The sequence below is a fragment of the Actinoplanes sp. NPDC021490 genome, assembly GCF_055562135.1.
This window is the reverse complement of sequence record NZ_JBVHFW010000019.1, coordinates 38,196-58,337: the sequence shown is the minus strand read 5'-3', so window position 1 is coordinate 58,337 and position 20,142 is coordinate 38,196. Positions and strand designations below refer to the sequence as shown.

Annotated in this window: 21 protein-coding genes and 1 pseudogene; 8 read left to right on the top strand and 14 right to left on the bottom strand. The window is 70.5% G+C overall.

Annotated elements, in window-relative coordinates; genetic code table 11:
* Positions 1-5: 5 nt before the first annotated feature.
* The 3 genes and pseudogenes from ACZ3I4_RS37750 (at position 6) to ACZ3I4_RS37740 (ending at position 1,893) form a co-directional block, all read left to right on the top strand.
* Entirely contained in the window at positions 6-521 is a 516-nt protein-coding gene (locus ACZ3I4_RS37750; protein WP_465386906.1) for a transposase, read from the top strand.
* 65 nt (positions 522-586) lie between these two features.
* Positions 587-877 (top strand): annotated as a pseudogene (locus ACZ3I4_RS37745) (transposase); the annotation flags it as partial.
* Positions 878-918: 41 nt separating this feature from the next.
* Entirely contained in the window at positions 919-1,893 is a 975-nt protein-coding gene (locus ACZ3I4_RS37740) for a threonine ammonia-lyase (RefSeq protein WP_465386905.1), read from the top strand.
* Between the two features lie 33 nt (positions 1,894-1,926).
* Here the strand turns inward: ACZ3I4_RS37740 and aspS are convergent, their stop codons facing one another.
* Complete coding sequence (aspS, locus tag ACZ3I4_RS37735) at positions 1,927-3,186, bottom strand: aspartate--tRNA(Asn) ligase (RefSeq protein WP_465386904.1); 1,260 nt, start codon at positions 3,184-3,186, stop codon at positions 1,927-1,929.
* 383 nt (positions 3,187-3,569) lie between these two features.
* Here aspS and lipA point away from each other — a divergent pair, with 383 nt between their 5' ends.
* The 3 genes from lipA (at position 3,570) to ACZ3I4_RS37720 (ending at position 6,241) form a co-directional block, all read left to right on the top strand.
* Positions 3,570-4,466: a lipoyl synthase gene (lipA, locus tag ACZ3I4_RS37730; protein WP_465387059.1), complete on the top strand. Its 897-nt coding sequence runs from the start codon at positions 3,570-3,572 to the stop codon at positions 4,464-4,466.
* Between the two features lie 123 nt (positions 4,467-4,589).
* On the top strand, positions 4,590-5,561 hold the full coding sequence (locus tag ACZ3I4_RS37725; protein ID WP_465386903.1) for a hypothetical protein: 972 nt from the start codon (positions 4,590-4,592) through the stop codon (positions 5,559-5,561).
* Between the two features lie 17 nt (positions 5,562-5,578).
* On the top strand, positions 5,579-6,241 hold the full coding sequence (locus tag ACZ3I4_RS37720) for a class I SAM-dependent methyltransferase (protein WP_465386902.1): 663 nt from the start codon (positions 5,579-5,581) through the stop codon (positions 6,239-6,241).
* Positions 6,242-6,257: 16 nt separating this feature from the next.
* On the opposite strand, the gene ACZ3I4_RS37715 is transcribed toward ACZ3I4_RS37720, so the two are convergent.
* Both ACZ3I4_RS37715 and ACZ3I4_RS37710 read right to left on the bottom strand, forming a co-directional pair.
* Positions 6,258-9,152: a helix-turn-helix transcriptional regulator gene (locus tag ACZ3I4_RS37715; RefSeq protein WP_465386901.1), complete on the bottom strand. Its 2,895-nt coding sequence runs from the start codon at positions 9,150-9,152 to the stop codon at positions 6,258-6,260.
* Entirely contained in the window at positions 9,149-9,328 is a 180-nt protein-coding gene (locus ACZ3I4_RS37710) for a hypothetical protein (RefSeq protein WP_465386900.1), read from the bottom strand. The genes ACZ3I4_RS37715 and ACZ3I4_RS37710 overlap by 4 nt, the downstream gene beginning before the upstream one ends.
* 165 nt (positions 9,329-9,493) lie before the next feature.
* On the opposite strand from ACZ3I4_RS37710, the gene ACZ3I4_RS37705 reads away from it, so the two are divergent.
* Positions 9,494-10,183, top strand: a complete 690-nt coding sequence (locus tag ACZ3I4_RS37705) for a DUF4191 domain-containing protein (RefSeq protein WP_465386899.1) — start codon at positions 9,494-9,496, stop codon at positions 10,181-10,183.
* Positions 10,184-10,279: 96 nt separating this feature from the next.
* On the opposite strand, the gene ACZ3I4_RS37700 is transcribed toward ACZ3I4_RS37705, so the two are convergent.
* Positions 10,280-10,669: an RDD family protein gene (locus ACZ3I4_RS37700; protein ID WP_465386898.1), complete on the bottom strand. Its 390-nt coding sequence runs from the start codon at positions 10,667-10,669 to the stop codon at positions 10,280-10,282.
* 215 nt (positions 10,670-10,884) lie between these two features.
* Between ACZ3I4_RS37700 and glnA the strand changes: the two genes are divergently transcribed.
* Positions 10,885-12,309, top strand: coding sequence for a type I glutamate--ammonia ligase (glnA, locus tag ACZ3I4_RS37695; RefSeq protein WP_465386897.1), 1,425 nt, complete (start codon positions 10,885-10,887; stop codon positions 12,307-12,309).
* Between the two features lie 81 nt (positions 12,310-12,390).
* Here glnA and ACZ3I4_RS37690 read toward each other — a convergent pair whose 3' ends face one another.
* The 10 genes from ACZ3I4_RS37690 to ACZ3I4_RS37645 form a co-directional block, all read right to left on the bottom strand.
* Complete coding sequence (locus ACZ3I4_RS37690; protein WP_465386896.1) at positions 12,391-13,593, bottom strand: tyrosine-type recombinase/integrase; 1,203 nt, start codon at positions 13,591-13,593, stop codon at positions 12,391-12,393.
* Positions 13,593-13,781, bottom strand: a complete 189-nt coding sequence (locus tag ACZ3I4_RS37685) for a helix-turn-helix transcriptional regulator (RefSeq protein WP_465386895.1) — start codon at positions 13,779-13,781, stop codon at positions 13,593-13,595. Before ACZ3I4_RS37685 ends, ACZ3I4_RS37690 begins: the two co-directional genes overlap by 1 nt.
* Complete coding sequence (locus ACZ3I4_RS37680; RefSeq protein ID WP_465386894.1) at positions 13,778-13,984, bottom strand: RNA-binding protein; 207 nt, start codon at positions 13,982-13,984, stop codon at positions 13,778-13,780. Before ACZ3I4_RS37680 ends, ACZ3I4_RS37685 begins: the two co-directional genes overlap by 4 nt.
* A gap of 54 nt (positions 13,985-14,038) precedes the next feature.
* A complete protein-coding gene (locus ACZ3I4_RS37675) occupies positions 14,039-15,700 on the bottom strand; it encodes a replication initiator (RefSeq protein ID WP_465386893.1) in 1,662 nt (553 codons plus the stop codon).
* A gap of 196 nt (positions 15,701-15,896) precedes the next feature.
* Positions 15,897-16,214: a DUF4031 domain-containing protein gene (locus ACZ3I4_RS37670; RefSeq protein WP_465386892.1), complete on the bottom strand. Its 318-nt coding sequence runs from the start codon at positions 16,212-16,214 to the stop codon at positions 15,897-15,899.
* A 102-nt stretch (positions 16,215-16,316) separates the two neighbouring features.
* Positions 16,317-17,405: a hypothetical protein gene (locus tag ACZ3I4_RS37665; protein ID WP_465386891.1), complete on the bottom strand. Its 1,089-nt coding sequence runs from the start codon at positions 17,403-17,405 to the stop codon at positions 16,317-16,319.
* On the bottom strand, positions 17,402-17,623 hold the full coding sequence (locus ACZ3I4_RS37660; RefSeq protein ID WP_465386890.1) for a hypothetical protein: 222 nt from the start codon (positions 17,621-17,623) through the stop codon (positions 17,402-17,404). The genes ACZ3I4_RS37665 and ACZ3I4_RS37660 overlap by 4 nt, the downstream gene beginning before the upstream one ends.
* Positions 17,620-18,276 carry a hypothetical protein gene (locus tag ACZ3I4_RS37655; RefSeq protein ID WP_465386889.1) on the bottom strand — a complete coding sequence of 219 codons (657 nt, stop codon included), beginning with the start codon at positions 18,274-18,276 and terminating at the stop codon, positions 17,620-17,622. The genes ACZ3I4_RS37660 and ACZ3I4_RS37655 overlap by 4 nt, the downstream gene beginning before the upstream one ends.
* A complete protein-coding gene (locus ACZ3I4_RS37650; RefSeq protein ID WP_465386888.1) occupies positions 18,270-18,581 on the bottom strand; it encodes a hypothetical protein in 312 nt (103 codons plus the stop codon). Before ACZ3I4_RS37650 ends, ACZ3I4_RS37655 begins: the two co-directional genes overlap by 7 nt.
* Positions 18,578-20,101 carry a DUF6197 family protein gene (locus ACZ3I4_RS37645; RefSeq protein ID WP_465386887.1) on the bottom strand — a complete coding sequence of 508 codons (1,524 nt, stop codon included), beginning with the start codon at positions 20,099-20,101 and terminating at the stop codon, positions 18,578-18,580. The genes ACZ3I4_RS37650 and ACZ3I4_RS37645 overlap by 4 nt, the downstream gene beginning before the upstream one ends.
* Positions 20,102-20,142 lie beyond the last annotated feature (41 nt).

Sequence of the window (20,142 nt, the reverse complement as noted above, 5' to 3'; positions counted from 1 at the left end):
GACTCATGGTCGCCGACCTGGCGGTTGTCGCTGCCGGCCGGTCCGGTGCTGCCGTGCCGGCCCGGCTGGGCGCTCGGATCTCGCGAAGCACGGTCCTTCGGGTGCTGATGGCGAAGCCGATCCCCGCCGCGCTTGCGCCGGCCGTGCTGAGCGTCGACGACTTCGCGTTGCGGCGAGGCCGCCGCTATGCCACCTTGCTGCTCGACGCGGTCGCCCATCGCCGTGTCGACGTGTTGCCCGACCGCAAGGCCGACACCCTTGCCACCTGGCAACGGGAGCACCCGGAAGTCACCGTGGTCTGCCGGGACGGATCAGCCCACCTACGCCGAAGCAATCCGCGACGGCGCGCCGCAGGCGATACAAGTCAGCGACCGCTGGCACCTCTGGAACAACCTGGGCAAAGCCGTCGAGAAGACCGTCATCGCGCACTCCGGCTGCTGGCAGTCGAGCACGCCGTCCGGGCAGCGGCCCGCCGGCGAACGCACCCGCCAGCGGCACGCCGCCGTGCGCCAACTGCTTGACCAAGGCGTCGGCCTGCTCGAATGCGCCCGCAGACTCGGCTGGGCCCTAAACACTGTCAAGCGCTATGCCTGCGCTGAGCACGCCGAACAACTGCAACGGCCACCGCCGAAGCCACCTCGATCAACTCCTCGACGCCTTCCCGCACTTGAGCGTCCTGGCGACCCGCGTCGCCGCGTTCGCCGATCTACTCACCGCCCGCCGCAGCCGTGACCTCGATGCCTGGATGGCCAGCGTCGACAACGACGACCTACCCGCTCTGCAGAGCTTCGTCCACGGCCTGCGCATGGATCTGCCCGCCGTCACCGCCGGCCTCACCCTGCCCTGCAGCAACGGGCCGATCGAGGGCGCGAACACCAAGGTCAAGCTCCGGTGGGCCGGCTGTATAGATTGCGGGTCATGCACGGAACGCGCCTCGATCTGGAACGGATCCGCGCCGCTCGGCATGTCATCGATCCGGTGTTCCTCGATACGCCGCTGTACCGATGCGATGCCCTCGGCCGCGCCCTGGGTTGCGCGGTCAGCATCAAGCTGGAGACGGCCAACCCGGTTCGGAGCTTCAAGGGCCGGGGCACGGAACTCGTCGCGAGCCTGCTCCACGGCCGGGGCGAGACCGCCGCGGTATGTGCCAGTGCGGGCAACCTGGGCTGGGCGCTCGGGTGGTCCGGCCGGCGTCACGGCCTCGACGTGACGGTGGTGGCCGCGCGGCGGGCGTCCACGGCCAAGCTCGATCAGATTCGGGCCCTGGGCACGGCGCTCGAGCTGGTCGACGGTGACCATGAGGCGGCCCGGCAACAGGCGGCCGCCATTGCGGGGCGGCGCGGCATCCGGCTGGTCGAGGACAGCCTGGACATCGAGACGTGCGAGGGCGCGGCAACCATAGGCCTGGAGCTGGTGGAGCGCGCCGCGTCGGCCGACGCCGTCCTGGTTGCTCTGGGTGGAGGCGCGATGGCCACCGGCGTGGGGTACGTGCTGAAGTCCTTGAAGCCCGAGGCCGAGGTCATCAGCGTGCAGCCTCGTGGCGCCCCGGCGATGACGCGTTCATGGCATGAGCGCCGTGTTGTCACTACCCGCGCCACCGACACCATCGCGGATGGCGTCGCCGGCCGTTATCCGATCCCGGAGGTGCTCGACGACCTGCTGCAGGTCGTCGACGACGCCGTTCTCGTCGGCGAGAACTCCATCGTCGCGGGTGTCCGGATGCTCTGGGAGCATGCCGGGCTCGTTGTGGAACCGTCGGCGGCGCTGGGCGTGGCCGCCATGCTGGAGGATCCGGAACGCTTTGCCGGGCGTCACGTGGTCACCATCGTCTGTGGCAGCAACGTCGACCTGGACGCCTATCGGCGCTGGGCCGGGGGCCCCTCGGGGATTTGAGGAGCCCCACGACGCGTACGGGATGCTTCGGTTCTATGGGGTTACGCGGTTGAGGTCGCGCGGGAAGGCGGTCACCTCGCGGACGTTGGGGGTTTCGGTGAGGCGGGCGACGAAGCGCTCCAAGCCGATGGCCCAGCCGCCGTGCGGAGGCATGCCGTAGCGGAAGCCGTCCAGATAGCCCTCGTAGGGCGACAGGGGCTCGCCCGCGCGGGTCAGCGCGTCCACATAGTCCGCGTACGAGTGCAGGCGCTGGCCGCCGGTGACGATCTCCAGGCCGCGGAAGAGCAGGTCGAAGCCGTTGGAGTAGGTGGGGTCGGCCGGGTCGGGATGGGTGTAGAACGGGCGCTTCCGCATGGGATAGCCGGTGACGTAGACGAACTCGGAACCGTGTTCGCGCAGCGCCCACTCGCCCAGGGCCCGTTCGTGGGCGGGGGCCAGGTCGGGCTCGTCGGCGGGGGCGCCGGCGATGCGGAGCGCCTCGGTGAAGTGGACGGCGGGGATCTCGGACGGGACCTCCGGCACGTCGACGAAGCGGGAAGCGGCGGCCGTCATGCCGGACAGCGTCCGGGTCAGCATGGCCATCACGTCGCGGTGGTCGGAGATGAAACCCATCTCGGCGTCGAGCGACGTGTACTGGGCGAGGTGCCGCACGGTGTCGCTGGGTTCGGCGCGGAAGACCGGGCCGACCTCGAAGACGCGTTCGAAGACGCCGACCATGAGCTGCTTGTAGAACTGCGGCGACTGCGCGAGATAGGCCGGCCGCCCGAAGTAGTCGAGCTTGAACACGTTGGCGCCGGACTCGGTGGCCGAGGCCACGATCTTGGGGGTCTGGATCTCGACGAATCGCTGCTCGGTGAGCGCGGCCCGGAAGCCGGCCGTGACCGCCGCCGCGATCCGCAGCATCGAACGCCGCGCGGGATGCCGCAGGGCCAGCGCCGCGTGGTCGAGCTGGGTGGGCAGGGTGGCGCCGACGGCCGGGCGGTGCAGCTCGAACGGCAGCGGCTCGCGCACCGCGGACAGCACCCGGATCTTGGGTTCGGTGAGTTCGACTCCGCCGGGCGCCTGTTCGTTCGGGCTGACCGTCGCGACCACCTCGACGACGCTCTCCTCGGTCAGGCCCTCGAGTTGCTCGCGGGTGTCCGGTGAAGCCACGACGACCTGGCTCAGGCCCTCGGCGTCGCGGACGATGAGGAAGGCCACCGACTTGAGCAGGCGGCGGCGGTGGATCCAGCCGGCGATCGTCACGGTTTCGTGCACGTGCGCCGTGAGCTGGGAAGAGAGGATGCGTTGCATGGCTTGGGACCTCCTCGGGATGCTGCAACGCGGCCCCAGGGAGGCGTGGGCGAGCGGGATCCTCGCGGTGCCACCACACCTTCGCGCCCTCGCGGGCGCCTCTTTGTCGTGCTGCGGCTCGGGAGTGTCTTCACGCCCCGGCGCGCGGGCCACCTTCACAGCTGCCGGTGGCTCTCTCGGCCGGCGATTCGGGGCGTTACTCGGTTCCGTCTCTGCCGTGCCCGGACGTTAACAGGGGGCAACAGCCGCGCGAAAGGCATTTAACACGTGGCATGTGGCAGCGGTCACACGAGACGTCACGTGAGCCTCGTCGCCCCTGTCTAGGCAGGGCCCTATTCAGGCGTAATCTCGACCTCGTGACTATTGCTCCCGAGGGCCGCCGCATGCTGCGCATCGAGGCGCGCAACGCCGAAACTCCCATCGAGCGGAAGCCTCCGTGGATCAAGGTCAAAGCCAAGATGGGGCCGGAATACACCCAGATGCGCGGCCTGGTGCAGAAGGAAGGCCTGCACACGGTCTGCCAGGAGGCCGGGTGTCCCAACATCTACGAGTGCTGGGAAGACCGCGAGGCCACCTTCCTCATCGGCGGCGACCAGTGCACCCGGCGCTGTGACTTCTGCCAGATCGACACGGGCAAGCCGGCCGAGTTCGACGCCGACGAGCCGCGCCGCGTGGGCGAGTCCGTCGCCACGATGGGCCTGAAGTACGCGACCGTCACCGGTGTCGCCCGCGACGACCTGCCCGACGGCGGCGCCTGGCTCTACGCCGAGACCGTCCGCCAGATCCACAAGCTTCAGCCGGGTTGCGGCGTCGAGCTGCTGATCCCCGACTTCAACGGCGACGCCGACCAGCTGGCCGAGGTGTTCGGGTCCACCCCCGAGGTGCTCGCGCACAACGTCGAGACCGTGCCGCGCATCTTCAAGCGCATCCGCCCCGGCTTCCGTTACGAGCGCTCGCTCGACGTGATCACCCGGGCCCGCGCGCACGGTCTGGTCACCAAGAGCAACCTGATCCTGGGCATGGGCGAGGAACGGGCCGAGATCTCCCAGGCCCTGCGCGACCTGCACAACGCGGGCTGCGAGCTGATCACCATCACGCAGTACCTGCGCCCGACCCCGCGGCACCACCCCGTCGAGCGGTGGGTCAAGCCGGAAGAGTTCGTCGAGCTGAGCCAGGAAGCCGAGCAGATCGGCTTCGCCGGCGTGATGAGCGGGCCGCTGGTCCGTTCGTCGTACCGGGCGGGCCGCCTCTACAAGCAGGCCCTCGAGGCCCGCGGCTGACGCTGCCTTACCCGATGCCCCGGTTCTCGTCCTGAGACCGGGGCATCGCTGTGCTGTCTCCCTCGCCCGCTAAGCCAGCCAGACATTTCGGCCGACAGGGTATTTGTGAGGGTGCGCCGATTCATGCTGCTGCTCGCCGTGGCCACGGCTTTCTCCGCGCCCGCCGCCGCGTCGGCCGCCCCGGCGTGCACCCCGGCCGCCTCGGCCACGTTCCGGCACACGTTCAATGGCGGTTCCGGCCAGGCCACCATTTCCCCCGTACGCCCGTTGTGCGCCGGTCAGACGCAGGCGTTCGGGCTGATCGCCTACACCGCGGGCACGGGCAACGCCGGCCAGTTCGTGTATTCGACCGACCGCGCGACGATCACGTCCGGCACCCGCAAGATCACCCTCGACGTCGTCGTCCCGCCCTGTCAGGCCGCGGTGGACGCGATCGTCGGTTCCGAGCTGCTCGACGAGGTCACCGGCTCCGGGAATCCGTACGGGCCGAGGACACTGGGCGCCTCGGGCAGCCGTTCCTCCGGCCCGCTCGCCCACTACCGCGGCGGCTCCACCGAGTGCTCCCCCGCCCCCAAGGTCACGTTCGAGAACGCCTGCGACGGCTCGTTCACGGCCACCCTGACCAACGCCGCCGACGCCAACGTCAGCGCCGTCTTCCTGACCGGCGGCCGCCTGACGCGCCTGGCCCCCGGCCGTTCCACCAGGGTCAAGGGGCCCTCCGGCGGGTCGCTGACGATCAGAGACAGCAGCTTCACCTCGTACGTGGGAACGTGGCGCCCGCCCGCGAGCGGCTGCGGCCCGGCCGCGCCTCCACCACCGTCGGCCCCCGCCGCGGCCACCAGCGCCGCCCCGCCCGCACCGGCCCCGGCGCCACCGTCGGTTCCCTTCCCGGTCCCGCCGGGCACGGTCGCGACCACCGACGCGCCCGCCTTCGTCTACGACACCCCGGCCCCCACGACCGAGTCGCTGGTCGCCGCGGCCAAGAAGAGCATGAGCACGGGCAGCGTCATCGCGATCGCCTTCGGCCTGGTGCTGATCGGCGGCGGCATCATCCTGCTGTTCCGCGTAATGAAGTCGCTGCGCAACCCTTCGTAGCCCTACCGTCGGCGGGCATGAGCCTCCTCGACGAGCAGCGCGCCTACTACGAAGCCCGGGCCGGCGAGTACGACGAGTGGTGGTACCGCGAGGGCCGCTACGCCCTCAGCCCCGACGAGGAGAAACGCTGGTTCGCCGCCGTGGCCTTCGCCGAGCGGACCCTGGACGAGTTCCGCCCGTCCGGTGACGTGCTCGAACTTGCCTGCGGCACCGGCCTGTGGACCCGCCACCTGGCCCGTCACGCCTCGACGCTGCTGGCCGTGGACGCCTCGCCCGCCATGCTCGACCGCAACCGGGCCCGCGCCCTCGGCGATCACGTCCGCTACGAGCAGGCCGACGTCTTCGCCTGGACTCCTCCGCCGGCCTCGTTCGACGTGGTGTTCTTCAGCTACTGGCTGTCTCACGTGCCCGCCGACCGGTTCGCCTCGTTCTGGGCCAAAGTCGCCGCGGCCCTGCGCCCGGGCGGACAGGTCTTCCTGTTCGACAGCTTCCACCCCACGCAGCTGCCCGGCCACGTCTCGTCGCGCGTCCTCAACGACGGCCGCGAGTTCCGCATCGTCAAACACTTCTGGCAGCCCTCGGACCTGACCGCCGCCGTCGCTCCCCTCGGCTGGCAGATGACCGCCGACGTCACCCCCGGCGGCCACATTCTGTACGCCACCGCCACCCGCCACCCGTAACAGGCCCGCGGCTCGGTCAGTCGTCGAGCAGGCCCAGGCGGCGGGCGACCGCGGCGGCCTCGCCCCGGTTGGAGACCTCGAGCTTGGCGATGATGCGGGAGACGTGGACGCTGGCCGTCTTGGGCGAGATGTAGAGGCCGGCGGCGATGCGGCTGTTGCTGTGGCCCTCGGCGACCAGGCGCAGCACCTCGCGCTCGCGGGCCGTGAGCAGCTCGGCGGACGGCGCGGACGGGCGGATGCCGAGCCGCCGGTGGAGAACGTCGGCCGCCTCGATCAGCGGGCTCGCGCCCAGGGCCCCGGCGATGGCCACGGACTCGGCGACCGCGTCGGCGGCCGAGGAGCGTTCACCGGCGGCGGCCCGGGCCTCGGCCAGGCTCAGCAGGGCACAGGCCAGCTCGTAGCGGTGGCCGTCGGCCCGCCAGGCCCCGACAGTGTCGGCCCAGCGGTCGGCGCCGCCCTCGAGCACGGCCCGGGTCTGCGCGGCGAAGGCCACCTCGGCCGGATAGCGCGGGACCAGGCGCCCGGCGACCTCAGCCACCTGCGACGCGAGCGAGGAAGCCGGCGGTGACCCGGCATCGCGGGCGGCGGCCGCGGCGGCGTGGGCCAGGAGCGCCCAGGCATAGCGGGGCAGCTTGGTGAAATGGGGCTCGGCCAGGGCCGCGCGAGCGGACTCGACCGCGACCGCCGGGTCAGGGTCGTCGAGGGCGGCCGTCAACGCCAGGTCGAGGGTGGCCAGGCGGCCCTCGGTGCTCAGATAGGGCCGCCGCAGGAAGGCGATCGACCGGCTCACCAGGGATGCGGCGTCGCGGCCCCGGGCGAGGCGCAGGCGCGCCCGCTGGCGCAGCCAGGGCAGGGCCATCGTCTCGGGCGGGTCGAGGCGGGCGGCCTCGGCCAGCCGGGCGTCGGCGTCGTCCCACCGGCCCAGGGCGATCAGCGCCTCGGCGTGGTTGGCCAGCAGATAGACGCCGGTCGTGCGGCCGACGCCGATGCGGCCCGCGTCTGGCAGTCCCTCGGCCGCGGCGGCGGCCGACTCCTCGTAGCGGCCCAGTTCGAACAGCGAGTCGGACACGCTGATCAGCCCGCGCGTGAAGCTCGGGAAGTCGCCCGCGGCCCGCGCCCGGTAGGCGGCCTCGCGCATCACCGGCAGGGCCTCGATCGCCGCCTGCCGGCCGGAGCAGGACGACCCGAAGGCCACCTCGGCCGACACGATCGCGACGAGATCGCCGGACTCGTTGGCGTCGGCCATCGCGATCCGGGCCACCTCGGCGCCCCGGACGCCGTCGACGGCCGAGACGAGGTGGGCCAGCTCGGCCAGCAACTTGACCCGCTCGGGGCCGTGCGGAGCCCGGGTGAGCAGCCGCAACGCCTCGTCGCACTCCGCTGTGGCGTCGGACTTGCCCGCGCTGCGCAGCAGTTTGGCCCGGCGCACGAGCAGGCGGCCGGCGCGCAGCGGCTCGGCCTCGGCGTCGAGATCGCCGAGGGCGGCCCGGGTGAGGCTGAGCGCCCGCGAATACTCCCCCGAGTCGACCGCGGCCATCGCCGACTCCTCGAGCAGGTCGAGGTGGTCGAGACCGAGCAGGGTCTCGGCGCCGGGCACCTCTTCCCACAGCTGGAGCACCCGGTCGAGCAGCCGGGCCTGTTCCCCGTACGCGAAACGGCACTTGGCCTCGTCGGCGGCGATCTTGGCAGTGACCAGGGCGCGCGGCCGATCGTGGGCGGCGTGCCAATGGTGGGCGATCTCGGCCGGGGCGCGGCCGGCGGCAACCAGGTGCGGCTCGGCCTCGACCGCCTGGGCGTAGCGCGCGTGCAGCCGGGCGTGCTCGCCGGGCAGCAGGTCGTCGTGGACGGCCTCGCGCACGAGGGCGTGGCGGAACTCGTAGCCCTCGTCGGCCTCGACGACCACGACGAGCTGGGCCGCCACGACCACGCGCAGCGCCGACTCGAGGTCGGCCTCGTCCATGCCGGCCACCCGGGCCAGCAGCTCGTGGCCGAACCGGGTGCCACCGACGGCGGCCACCCGCAGCACGCGCTGGGCCGGCTCGGGCAGCAGGTCGACGCGGGCCAGCAGCAGGTCGCGCAGGGTGGCCGGAATGTCGCAGGACGGGTCGGCGGCCCCGGCGAACTGCTCGATGAAGAACGGGTTGCCCTGGGCGCGGTCGTGGACCGCGTCGACCGTGCGCGGGCCGGGCTCGGCGCCGAGCAGATGGGCCAGCATCTCGGCGGTGCCCTCGCGGTCGAGCCGGTCGAGCTCGAGGCGCAACACCCCCCGGACGCGGTCGAGCTCGGCCAGGAAGGGCCGGAGCGGATGCCCGCGGTGCAGCTCGTCGGTGCGATACGTCGTGATCAGCAGCAGCTGGGGCAGGCGGGCCGCCCGCACCAGGAACGCGATGAGGTCACGGGTGGACCGGTCGGACCAGTGCAGGTCTTCGATCACCAGGACGAGCGGCCCGCGACCCAGCACGGTGGCGACGGCCTCGAAGAGCAGGCCGCGGCGGGGCTCCCCCTCGGGCGGCGGGCCCAGCTCGGGCAGCAGACGGGCCAGCTCACGCTCGTGGCCGTCGAGGACCGCCGGGCCCTCGGCGCGCAGCAGCTCGCGCAGCGCGCCGGCGAACGGGGCGAACGGCAGGCCCTCCTCACCCAGCTCGAGGCACTGGCCGGACAGGACGCGGACGGGATCGGCGCCGAGGCCCCGGCGGAACTCCTCGACCAGGCGGGTCTTGCCCACCCCGGCCTCGCCGCCGACCAGCACGGTCGACGGCTCGGCGTGGCGGGCCCGCTTCAGCGCGTCGCGCAGCACGGCCAGGTCGGCCTCGCGACCGACGAGCACCTCGCTGTGCGCCTGCGCCGTCATGAGGTCGAGCATGCCATGCGGGTACGACAGGAGAGCCGGCCCGAGATCGGCGGTGGTCACGCCGCGACGGCGGGGCGCGGGGCCCGGCGGGGCCACCGGCCGAACCGGCGTACTTTGGGTTGCGCGGTCTCCCGCGCCTCCCGTGCCTGCCGGGCCCCGGCCGCCTGGCGGGCCAGCTGGTTGGCCCGCTGCAGTTGCAGATCGAGCATCGCGTACGGGTCGTTGTACGGAAACATGTGCTTCTCCTTCGATGAGCCGTCCTTCTGCTGACGACTCTTCGCCGGAAGGCCCCCGCCGGGCATGGGGAAGCTGCCTCATCTTGGGCCGCCCGCCCTCCTTACCCCCGAGGTGAGGCCTCCCGGCCCGCGTAAGACCACCCCGCCCCACTACACTTTCGAGCTATGGCAAAACCCCAGGAGAAGGTGTCGTTCGGCGAGCGCCTGAAGCAGATCGGGCAGGTGTTCTCGTTCACGGCAAAGCAGGACAAATGGTTCGTTCCGCTGCTTCTGGCGGCCGTGCTGATCCCGCTCGCCCTGACCGTCCTCCTGGTGATCCTGTTCGGCTGGATCTATCTGCCGATCGGCATCATGGTCACGCTGCTGGCCGCCGTCATCGTGCTCAACCTGCGCTCCAACGCCGCGATGATGAACGCGGCCGAGGGCCAGCCCGGCGCCGCGGCCTCGCTGATCGAGAACATGCGCGGTGACTGGCGGGTGCGTCCGGCCGCCGCGTCGACCACCCAGTTCGACATGGTGCACGTGGTGATCGGCCGGCCCGGCGTGATCCTGCTGGCCGAGGGCAACCCGCAGCGCGTCCGTGGCCTGCTCGGGCAGGAGAAGCGACGCCTGTCCAAGGTCATCGGCAACGCGCCGCTCTACGACTACGTCATCGGCACCGACGAGGGCCAGCTCCCGGTGCGCAAGCTGCGCACCACGATGATGCGCCTGCCGCGAAACCTCACCGGCAAGGACGTCAACTCGCTGGACAAGCGTCTCGGCGCCCTGATGGCCCGCCCGCAGATGCCCAAGGGCGCCATCCCCAAGAGCATGCGTCCCAGCAAGGGTGCGTTCCGCCAGCAGCGCCCTCGCTGACCGCTCAAAAAAGACAAACCCGCTTCCCCCGTACGGTCCCCGGCGCGCGAGCCGGTGCTCACCCCGTACGGGAAAGCGGGTCTTTTTGTATCCCCCTCAGGGGCGCTGGACCATGACGGACTTGGCCGCCCGGTCGTGCAGCCCCCGGCCGTCGCCGTCGTTGATCATCGCGGGGATCACGACGGCCAGCAGAAGCGCGCGCACGATGGCCCGGGGCAGGCCGATCGCGCCACCGTCCGTTATGGAGACGCAGCGGATGCGGGCCAGCGCCATGCCCAGGGTTTGTCCGAACAGGCCGACGAAGAACGCGTGGACCAGCACGAAGATGCCCAGTTGGGGCCACGGGTTGGCGCGCAGGTCGTCGACGAGCACGGCGGCGATGACCGTGGCCACCGCCCAGTCGATGAAGAGCGCCCCCAGCCGCCGGCCGAACGACGCCGTCGCGGCCGCACCGAGATCGAGCGCGCCGTCCGCCTTGCTTGCCATGCGACCAGCGTAGCCGGGGCGGTTTCGGCGACCGGGCACACGGCCCGGCCCGGCGCGATAGCCTCGCCTAGGCCGAGCTGATCACCGACGCCGTAACACGACGGAAACAATAGGGATACGCCCGGGCAACTCCGGCCCCATAGCGTCGCGACCAGCCTAGCCATGCGGCGGAACCACGCCGCCCCGGTATTGAAATCGTGTGCCAGGAGGACGTGTTGTTCGCCAATCCCGAGGAACTCCTGCGATACCTCAAAGACGAGGACGTCAAGTTCGTAGACGTACGCTTCTGCGACCTGCCCGGCGTGATGCAGCACTTCAACATGCCGACCGAGTCGTTCGACGACAGCGTCATCACCGACGGTCTCGCCTTCGACGGATCCTCGATCCGCGGGTTCCAGGCCATCCACGAGTCCGACATGATGCTTCTGCCGGACGTGACCACGGCCTTCATCGACCCGTTCCGGATCCAGAAGACGCTGGCTCTCAACTTCTTCATCCACGACCCGTTCACCCGCGAGCCCTACTCGCGTGACCCGCGGAACGTGGCCAAGAAGGCCGAGACCTACCTGGCGTCCAGCGGCATCGCCGACACCGCCTACTTCGGCGCCGAGGCGGAGTTCTACATCTTCGACTCGATCCGCCACTCCACCGGCGCCAACGAGTCGTTCTACTACATCGACTCGATCGAGGGCGCCTGGAACTCCGGCCGCGAGGAAGAGGGCGGCAACCGCGGTTACAAGACCGCGTACAAGGGCGGCTACTTCCCCGTCGCGCCGGTCGACCACTACAGCGACCTGCGTGACGCCATGGTCCGCCGCATGATCGACGTCGGCTTCACCGTCGAGCGCTCGCACCACGAGGTCGGCACGGCCGGCCAGGCCGAGATCAACTACAAGTTCTCGACCCTGCTGCACGCCGGCGACCAGATGCAGATGTTCAAGTACATCATCAAGAACACCGCCTGGGAGCACGGCAAGACCGCCACGTTCATGCCGAAGCCGCTGTTCGGCGACAACGGCTCGGGCATGCACACCCACCAGAGCCTGTGGCTGAACGGCGAGCCGCTGTTCTACGACGAGACCGGCTACGCCGGCCTGTCCGACATGGCCCGCTGGTACATCGGCGGCCTGCTGCACCACGCGCCCAGCCTGCTGGCCTTCACCAACCCGACGGTGAACTCGTACCGTCGCCTGGTGCCCGGCTACGAGGCCCCGGTCAACCTGGTCTACTCGCAGCGCAACCGCTCGGCCTGCACCCGCATCCCGGTCACGGGAAGCAACCCGAAGGCCAAGCGCGTCGAGTTCCGCGTGCCGGACCCGTCGTCCAACCCCTACCTGTCGTTCTCGGCCCAGATGATGGCCGGCCTCGACGGCATCAAGAACAAGATCGAGCCCCCGGCCCCGATCGACAAGGACCTGTACGACCTGCCGCCCGAGGAGTGGGGCAGCGTCAAGCAGGTGCCCGGCTCCCTCGACGCCGTGCTGAACAGCCTCGAGAACGACCACGAGTTCCTGACCGCCGGCGGAGTCTTCACCGACGACCTGATCTCCACGTGGATCGACTGGAAGCGCACCAACGAGATCGACCCGGTCCGCCTCCGCCCGACCCCGCACGAGTTCGAGATGTACTACAACGTCTGACCCTCGATAAGCCCTTGGCCAGCGGAAACAGTCGCTGACTCGATCTTGGGCACAACGCGGGCACAAATTGCAGGACGGCGGTCATGCTCGGCTCCCAGCCGATGTGGCCGCCGTTTCGCGTCCGCCGAGCGCCCCGTCGACCAGCGACCGGGTCCGGTCGAGGGCATCCGGCCACTCGTGCACGTACTCGTTGAGCGTCACCGTCGGCGTCGAATGGCCGAGCGCGAGTTGCACTGTCTTGACGCTGGCCCCGGCGTGGATCAGCAAGGTCGCGTAGTAGTGGCGCAGACCGTGAAACCCCCACCGCAGCGGCAGCCCAACCTTGGCCCGGACCGGCGTCCAGGTCCGCGAGAAGGTGGAAGCAATCACCGGGCCTCCATCGGCACCGCGGAACAGGAGCATGGCCGGGCGACGCGTCGGCCGACGAGGGTCAGTGTCGTCGTCCACCTCGATCGGTTCCGTAGGGACCTCCAGATGCTGGCGCAACGCGGCTGCGACAACGTCTGGCAGTTCCACCGTCCGGACACTGGTGCTGGTCTTGGGCTGCCCAAGGTACGGCGGCCGGCCCTTGTGGTATTTGAGCTGCCGCCGTACAGAGAGCTCGGCGCGAGCGAAGTCGATGTCGCCGACTTCCAGACCGAGCACCTCCCCCAGCCGGAGGCCGCACCCGGCCGCCACATACACGGCTGCCGACAGTCGCGCGGGCAGCAGCTCGGCCAGGCGGTGCACTTGCTCCGGTGTCGGGATAACCCGTTTGCCCCGGTCGACAGCAGGCAGTCGGACATCTACGCAAGGCGAGCTGGCGACGAGCCGATCGCGGACAGCCATGCTGAACATCGCGTTTAGGTAGCCGTAGACGACCCGCAGAGTGGTCGGTGCGAGTACCAGGCTGCGGTCCCGTACCCACGCCTGCACCTTGCTCGGGCGAACCTGACCGACCTGAGTTTGACCGAGCCCCGGGAGGATGTGCAAGCGAACGGCGTGCTCCACCCGGATCGCGGTGCTGTCGATGTGCAGCTGGCTCGCCCGCCACTGTTCGGCGAGCGCAGCGACCGTGATCCGTCCGGCTCGGTCGTCGATGTACTGGCCCCGGCTGACGTCAGCCCGCACGTTGGCGTCGTAGCGCTCGGCGTCGACGCGGCGTTCGAACAGCCGGCCTCGGCTCTCGCCTTGGTCGTCGACCCACCGCACCCGCCAGCGCTTGCCGCGCCCGTGCCGTTTCGATGGCAGCCGTTTGCCGTCCGGGCCGCGTCGTTTCAAGTACCAGAGGTCATCGATCGGCATCAGGCGCACTCCCGGAACCAGGTGCGAACCTCGACCGGGTCGTACCGCAGGTGTCGGCCGACCTTGCGAGCCCTGGGGCCTACACCCCGGTGCCGCCACTGGTAGAGGGTGCCGACGTCAATACGCAGATAGGCGGCGACGTCGTGAATCGTCCACAGCGCCTCCGCAACCTCAGACTGTGCGGTCACCGCGACGCCTCTTCCTTACGTCGCATGGTGAGGTAGGCGCTGATCTCCCCCGTATGACCCCCGGGCCGTGTTGTAGTCCGGCAGACCATGGTGTCGCCGTAAGCCCCGTCGAGCAGGCTCAGCCAGTAGTTCCGGTAGGCGGTGACGACGTCCACGGGGCCGGTGAGCCGCACAGCCAGGACCGGTCGGGACCGGATGGTCATTGCGATGGTTCCTTTCTCCGGAGGGTCAAGGTTGCCTTGACGAGAAATCGCGCGTCAGGCAGCAGCGGCAGCCAGGTAGTCGGCTGCGGCTCTCCGGTGCTCACGAGCCATCTGGGCGGAGGTGTTGGCGAGCATGGCGTCAGCGGGAGTGCACCATCCGGCGCCCACGAACTGGAGGAAGTTGACGACCAGAGTCGTCGGCTCGCTGGTCGGCGCGACCTGCTCGGGGCCGGCCTTTTGGGCGCGGCGGAATACGACACGGTTGTCGCGGAGCAGGGCGAAGGTGATCGAGTAGCGGCGGGATTTGGTAAGGAAGTGGCCGCCGAATCCGAGCATGTGCGCCCACCGCCGCAGCCGGGCGTGCCGGCCCCGGTCGGGGACGACCCGGGCGGCGCGTCGTTCGACACAGGCAGGGCAGGTGTGATGGTGACGGCACAGGGCAGCCGGGCAGCGCCAGACGGCGTCCGCGAGCCGCCAGCACGCGTCCACCAGGCGTTCGATATGGGTTCCCGCCGGATCGGCGTACACGTCGACGGTCTCATCGGTGAGCCGGGCCGAGGTGTGCCCGGTGACCTCGGTCGACTTGGTGGCGTACTTGGCGAGGTACGCCGCGACCTGCCCATCGGTAACCTCACCGCTCCCAGCAACAGTGATGACTTTCGTCAGCATCTGTTCGCCCCAGCCGATGTACCAGCCGCCGGGCCGGGCCGGGTGGGGGTCGGTGACGAACCCGACGGTGGCGGCGGCGTAGTCGATGGCGTCGACCAAGTCTTGCGCGTCGATGCCGGGCGGCGGGGGAACGATGGCGGCCGGGTCGGTGGGGTCGACGCCGTCGACGCGGACGATGGCGTGGAAGTGCACGACGCCGCGGCGTTGCATCTCCGCGGCTTTACCGAAGGACAGCCGGACCGGCGGCACCATCCGAACCCGGCCGTCGTCGGAAACCGTTGCCACGTCAGGGATTCCGCGCTGGCGGGCGAGACGGCGGATGTGCCGGTTGACGGCGATGGTGGTACGCCGCCACAGTTCCCCGGCGGCCAGGTTCCAGACAGCTTGCGCGTCGTAGGGGTAGCAGTCCAGGCACAGCGGCGTGCCGAGCCGGGTGTCAGCGTTGTCGTGGCGGGCGAAGCACACGAGGCGGACGCCATGCGGGCAGACGGAGATGTCGCGGCGAGCGTGGCATGGCTCAGCCCGGCAGTCGCAGTCCTTGCGCCGGGCGCAGGTGTGCCGCTTCACGACGCGGGTGTGGACCTCCCCGAACGAGGGCGCAGTGAAGGTCGGGAAAACTGCCGGGTGCTGCGCTACCTGCTCGGGCACGCCTTTACCGCCGACCAGACCCGAGCGCACGACTTGGTAGGCGTCGCGCTGGTACAGCTTCGAACACGACGGGCAGACCGATTCGCGGCGGTTGCCGCAGGGCTTGTAAATGACCCCGTCGGGCATGTCCGCCGTGTGGCGTTCGGCGAGCAGGCGGCCGGTGGCGGCTTCAACGGTGGCGATGGTTCCGGCCAACCGGACCGGGCGCACGCATGCGGAGGCGGGTTTAACGTGGGCCAGCCAGGCGTCGTAGTCGGGGCGGGCGGCGCGGGCGACGGCCTGCTTGCGGATGTCGGTGGAGCGTCGCCACCAGGTGGGAACGGCGGCCGGCTCGGCGCACGCCGTCGTACCCGAGGCCGTGGGGGCGTCGGGTACGGCGGGCAGCGTCGAGAGGGTCACGCGGCCATCCCGGCCGGTGCGGTGAGTGGCGTACGGCGCACGGGTCCGCCGTCGCCGACCCAGATACGGACCGATGCCCGGTGACGGCGGCAGGCGGACGCCGTGCGGTAGGGGTCGCCGAGCGGGCCGGCTTCGTACGTGACGACCGCAGATGCGGGGCAGCCCAGCGCGGCGCACGCAGGCCGACCGGGGCCGGTCACGCCGCAGCCTTCAGCGCGGCGCGGCGGGCAGCGAGGAGAGCCCCGAAGTCGCGGGTGTCGATCGGGACGGCACCGGCGTGGATGGCGCGGGCGCGCACGGTGTCAACGACGTCGTAGTGGTAGTGCACGCAGACGCCGTCAGGGGCGGGGCAGGTGGCGTAGCGGCAGCGGGCTTGGAACCAGGCCGGGCGCAGGCCGAGCCGGGCGGCGAACGTCTGCAGCTCGTCGGGGGTGTCGGCGGTCAGGTGTGACCAGCGGCCGGTGAGGCGGCCGATGCGGGCGGGAGTGCGGTAGTTGTCGACGTAGACGGTCACGGTGTGGTGCTCCTGTCGGAAGGTGTGGGGTCGGCTCGTCGGCCGGGGCCGTGCCCGAAACACAGGTGTGTTTCGGACACGACACTCAATCGGCGAGACGGGTCAGCGGGCGGCCTTGACGGTCGTGCCGTTGACGGTTGGGGTTTCGGTGGTGGGGCTGTCCGGGCCGAGGTTGAGCACGGCCAGGGCCTGGGTCGCCAGTTCGGAGTTGACCCGCAGACGGGCGGCGAGCTGGCCTGCTTTGATCGGGGTGCCGGTTTCGGTGCGGTGCTGCTCGGCGACCTGGCGGGCCTTGGCCAGCAGACCGGGGTCGACGGGCATCGGCAGAGGCAGCTGGGCGGGCTCCGGCTCAGTGACAGGGATGTCGGTGGCGGGAGCGGCCAGCGGCTCGGCCGGTGCGGTCGGCTTCGGCGTGCGGGGCCGGGGCTTGGAGGTGCGGGCAGCAGCCGGCCGGTTGGCGGTCGATCGCAGCGGGATTTTTGCCGGGTCCGGGGTGATCCGGGGGGCAACGTCGGCCGGGGTCGGCGCAACGGCGGTCCGGGTGGCCGGCTCGGGTTCCGGCGTCGCGGCCGGTTCCTCAGTCGGCGCGGTGTCCGCCGGTGGCGGCGCGGTGATGCTCGGCGACGCGGCGGCGGGCAGGGTCGGGGCGGCGACCGTGATGGGGGTCGGCGCTGGGGTGGGCACGGGCGGCACGGTGGCCGGTGTGGTGCCGGAGGGGACGGCCGTGGTGCGGTCGGTCTCGCGGCGGATCAGGGCGCGCATGTGCACGGCCAGGGCGGCGACGGCTGGAGGCAGGGCTCCGACGATCGCGGCCAGGACCACGCGCCACAGTTGGTTGGTTTCGGATTGGGTCGCGAGCAGGTGGTAAGCGGACTGGGCGGCGATGCCGATGCCCGCGGCACCGTAGGTGTTCTTCTTGGCGAACTCGGCGACCGTCGCCGGGACCGGGGACATCCACAGCACCAGCGCGACGACCACGTACCCGTCGATCGCGACTGGCATCAGCCATGCCACCCGCAGGGTGACGTCGATCAGGCCGAGGTGGGCTGTTCCGGTGAATCCGGCGAGGACCGCCATCGCGATCCAGGTGGAGGCCGACAGGGCGAACGAGGCTGCCAGGACCGCCCACGAGGCTGCTGAAGCGAGCCGGGGTTCCCCGGTGCGGCCGGTGTTGTTCGTCGTTGCGGTCATCGCCGGTTCCCCGCGCGGTTGGGCGGCTGGTTGCCGCTCGCGTAGACGGAGAAGGACAGGACCGTCGGGTTGCGGTAGCCGCGCCGGGTCAGCCAGGCGCTGAGGGATTTGACGTCGTCAACCGAGGCGATCGGCCGGTCCCAGTTGATGTCGGCGGTGCCGAAGTTCGGTCCCAGGTCACCTTGGTGGACGAAGGAGATGTAGTAGCGGATGGTCATTGCGGGTCCTTTCCGGCGAGGTCGAACAGCGACGTCGCCTGGAATGCAGGTGTCGTCGGCGGTTCGGGCCTCGCGCGTCGGGCCGCGCGGGTGACCTTGGATTTGTTGGTGCTGAGCAGGTCTTCGAACTGCTCAGGGGTGAGTCGGGCGACTGCTTCCCGGTCCTCTCCACGCCGCCGCACCAGCAGCGGACGCACGGTGGCGTTTGTGGGGCAGTTGAGGACCCCGTCGGGGTAGCGGTAGCCGCATCCCGGGCACACACTTGCGGCCGGGATACCGGGGTGGTGGTCGGCGAACACCTGCACGAGGGTCGCCACCGAGACGCTGATACCGGCTTCGAGCAGCCGCCGGTCAAGGGCACCTCGGTCGGTCCGTTCGCCGTAGCGCTGTTGCGCGGCCTGCTTGCTGATGCCCAGCCGGTCGGCGATCTCGGACCAGGAGTAGGAGTAAGGACTCTTGCGGAGCCCGGCGACGGCCAGACGCGTCATGGCGTCGACCTCGCTGGACAGCTGCGACAGCGAAGCCAGGGCCTCGATGTCACCGTCGGCGACGCGGCGGGCGTAGGCCCGCAGGATGCGCCGCACGAACGCGTCGAACTTGCTGGTTTCGGTGTGCCGCTTGGCGCGTTTGCGGGCAGGCTTGGCAGTCACCACGCCACCCCCACGAGCACGAGCACGGCCGCTGTGAGCACGGTCAGCCGGATGCCGGCTTTCTGCCATCCGGCGGCCAGCGCCCACCACCGCCAGGTGATGAGGTACGACGGGACGCCGACCTGGCGGGTGGCCGCCTTCCAGAACGTGGCGTTGCTGTACCGGCGACCGTCGAGCGGGCGACCCAGCACGAACCGCACCGCCAGCACCACCGCGGCAGCCACAGCCGCACGAACAGTGCCCCGGCGACGCCGGGAACGGGAACGACGCTTACGCGTCAAGGCAACCTTGACGGTGTTCTTGCTCATCGGACGTCACCGCCCGCCGGGTTACCGTCGTGCCACTCGTGGCAGCAATAGCCGAAGCCGTCGTCGTCAAGGCGACGGTCCCGGTCCGCGCTTCCACAGCACGGGCACACCGGCGCGGCGAACACGCCTGTAGGGACAAGCAGCGCCGCCAGTACGGCATTATCGGCGTTGTGCCGGTCGATCACCCGCAGGGCGTCGATCAGCTCATGCGCCGGACGGGCAGCCGCATCCCGCAGAACGCGAGTGACGTCCTCCAGACGGCGGCCCCTGGCGTCGTTGAACTCGTACGCCTCCGAGGCGTTCTCAGCCAGCAGATACCGGTCGAGGTGCAACACGGCCGACTCGAAGTTCAGGAAGCCGGGATCGTCGAAGTGTTGCGCCGGAGCGTCGACCGGGCCGCCGTAGCAGACCATGCCGATCGCACCGACCAGGCACGCGGGCGGGGTAAAGCTGCCCGACGTGGCGTCGTAGTAAGCGCCCTGGATCCAGCCGTGCCGCTCCAGGTACGTCGCCGCGGAGCGCAACACCCGAGCGGTGACCTCGTCGTCAGTCTCGGTGACCAGGTCGACCGGAGCGGTCGAGATAGCCGAGCCCAGCGCGATGTCCGAAGCCCCCGGCTGGCTGCCGGTTTCCTGCCGCACTGCACCTGTGCGCGTCGACTGATGCGCTTGGTGGATCAGGTCGTCGATGCCGTTCTCGATAACCTCACCGAGGTTGAGCCCGGCACCCCGCACGGCGCTGACCACCTGATCGACCAGATGGCAGACATCAAGCGGGGAACGAACCTCGCACGGCAGCGCCGTACGGGCAGCAGGCGCGTTGTCGGCCGGAAGGACGACCCGGCAGTCAGAGCACAGCGGCTCGTCCCACTCGGCCTTCCACGGCAGAGCCCGGCTGCACATCTCGCACCAGCCACGCACCGCCACGAAAGCAGCCGGTTCACCGTCGGCACCGTCCGGCACAGCCGGGGTGTCGAGCGCTTGCTGACCCGCCTCTGTGAGCAGATATGCCTCATCGAGAGCGACTTCGGCGACGGTTTCGTCCGGGTCCCAGTCGAACCAGTGCTCACCGTTCGCACGTTCGGCCGCCACCTGCTCGGGGGTGATACCCCGGGCCAGCATCGCGGCGATCTGGTAGCGCGTACGGGTGTCGGCCTTGACCAGTGCCTCGCGGCACGCGTCGGTCAGGACGTGACAGCCGCCGTTACCGGGCAGGTAGCCGGTTTCGACAGCGAGCATCAGCGCCGAGTAGGCCGCCTGTTCGGCGTCGGTGCGGGCGTAGCCGTCCTCATCGATCCAGCCGGTGTAGCCCGCGTCGCGCAGCGCGTAACGCCTGCGGTCGGCGTCGTTTACCGGCAGACCGAGGATCAGTCCTGGCACTGACGGCGACGGGGCATCCTGCGGTGCCGCCTCGTTAGGGCGGACAAACGACAGGATGCCGTCACGGCTGATCGTGCCGTACAGAGCGGGCTCGCGGGTGGGTTCAGGACCGGTGCAGTCCTGGTTTTGGGTAGGGTTCATTACGCCGACTCCTTCCATCGGAACGGGGTTTGGTGGTTGGG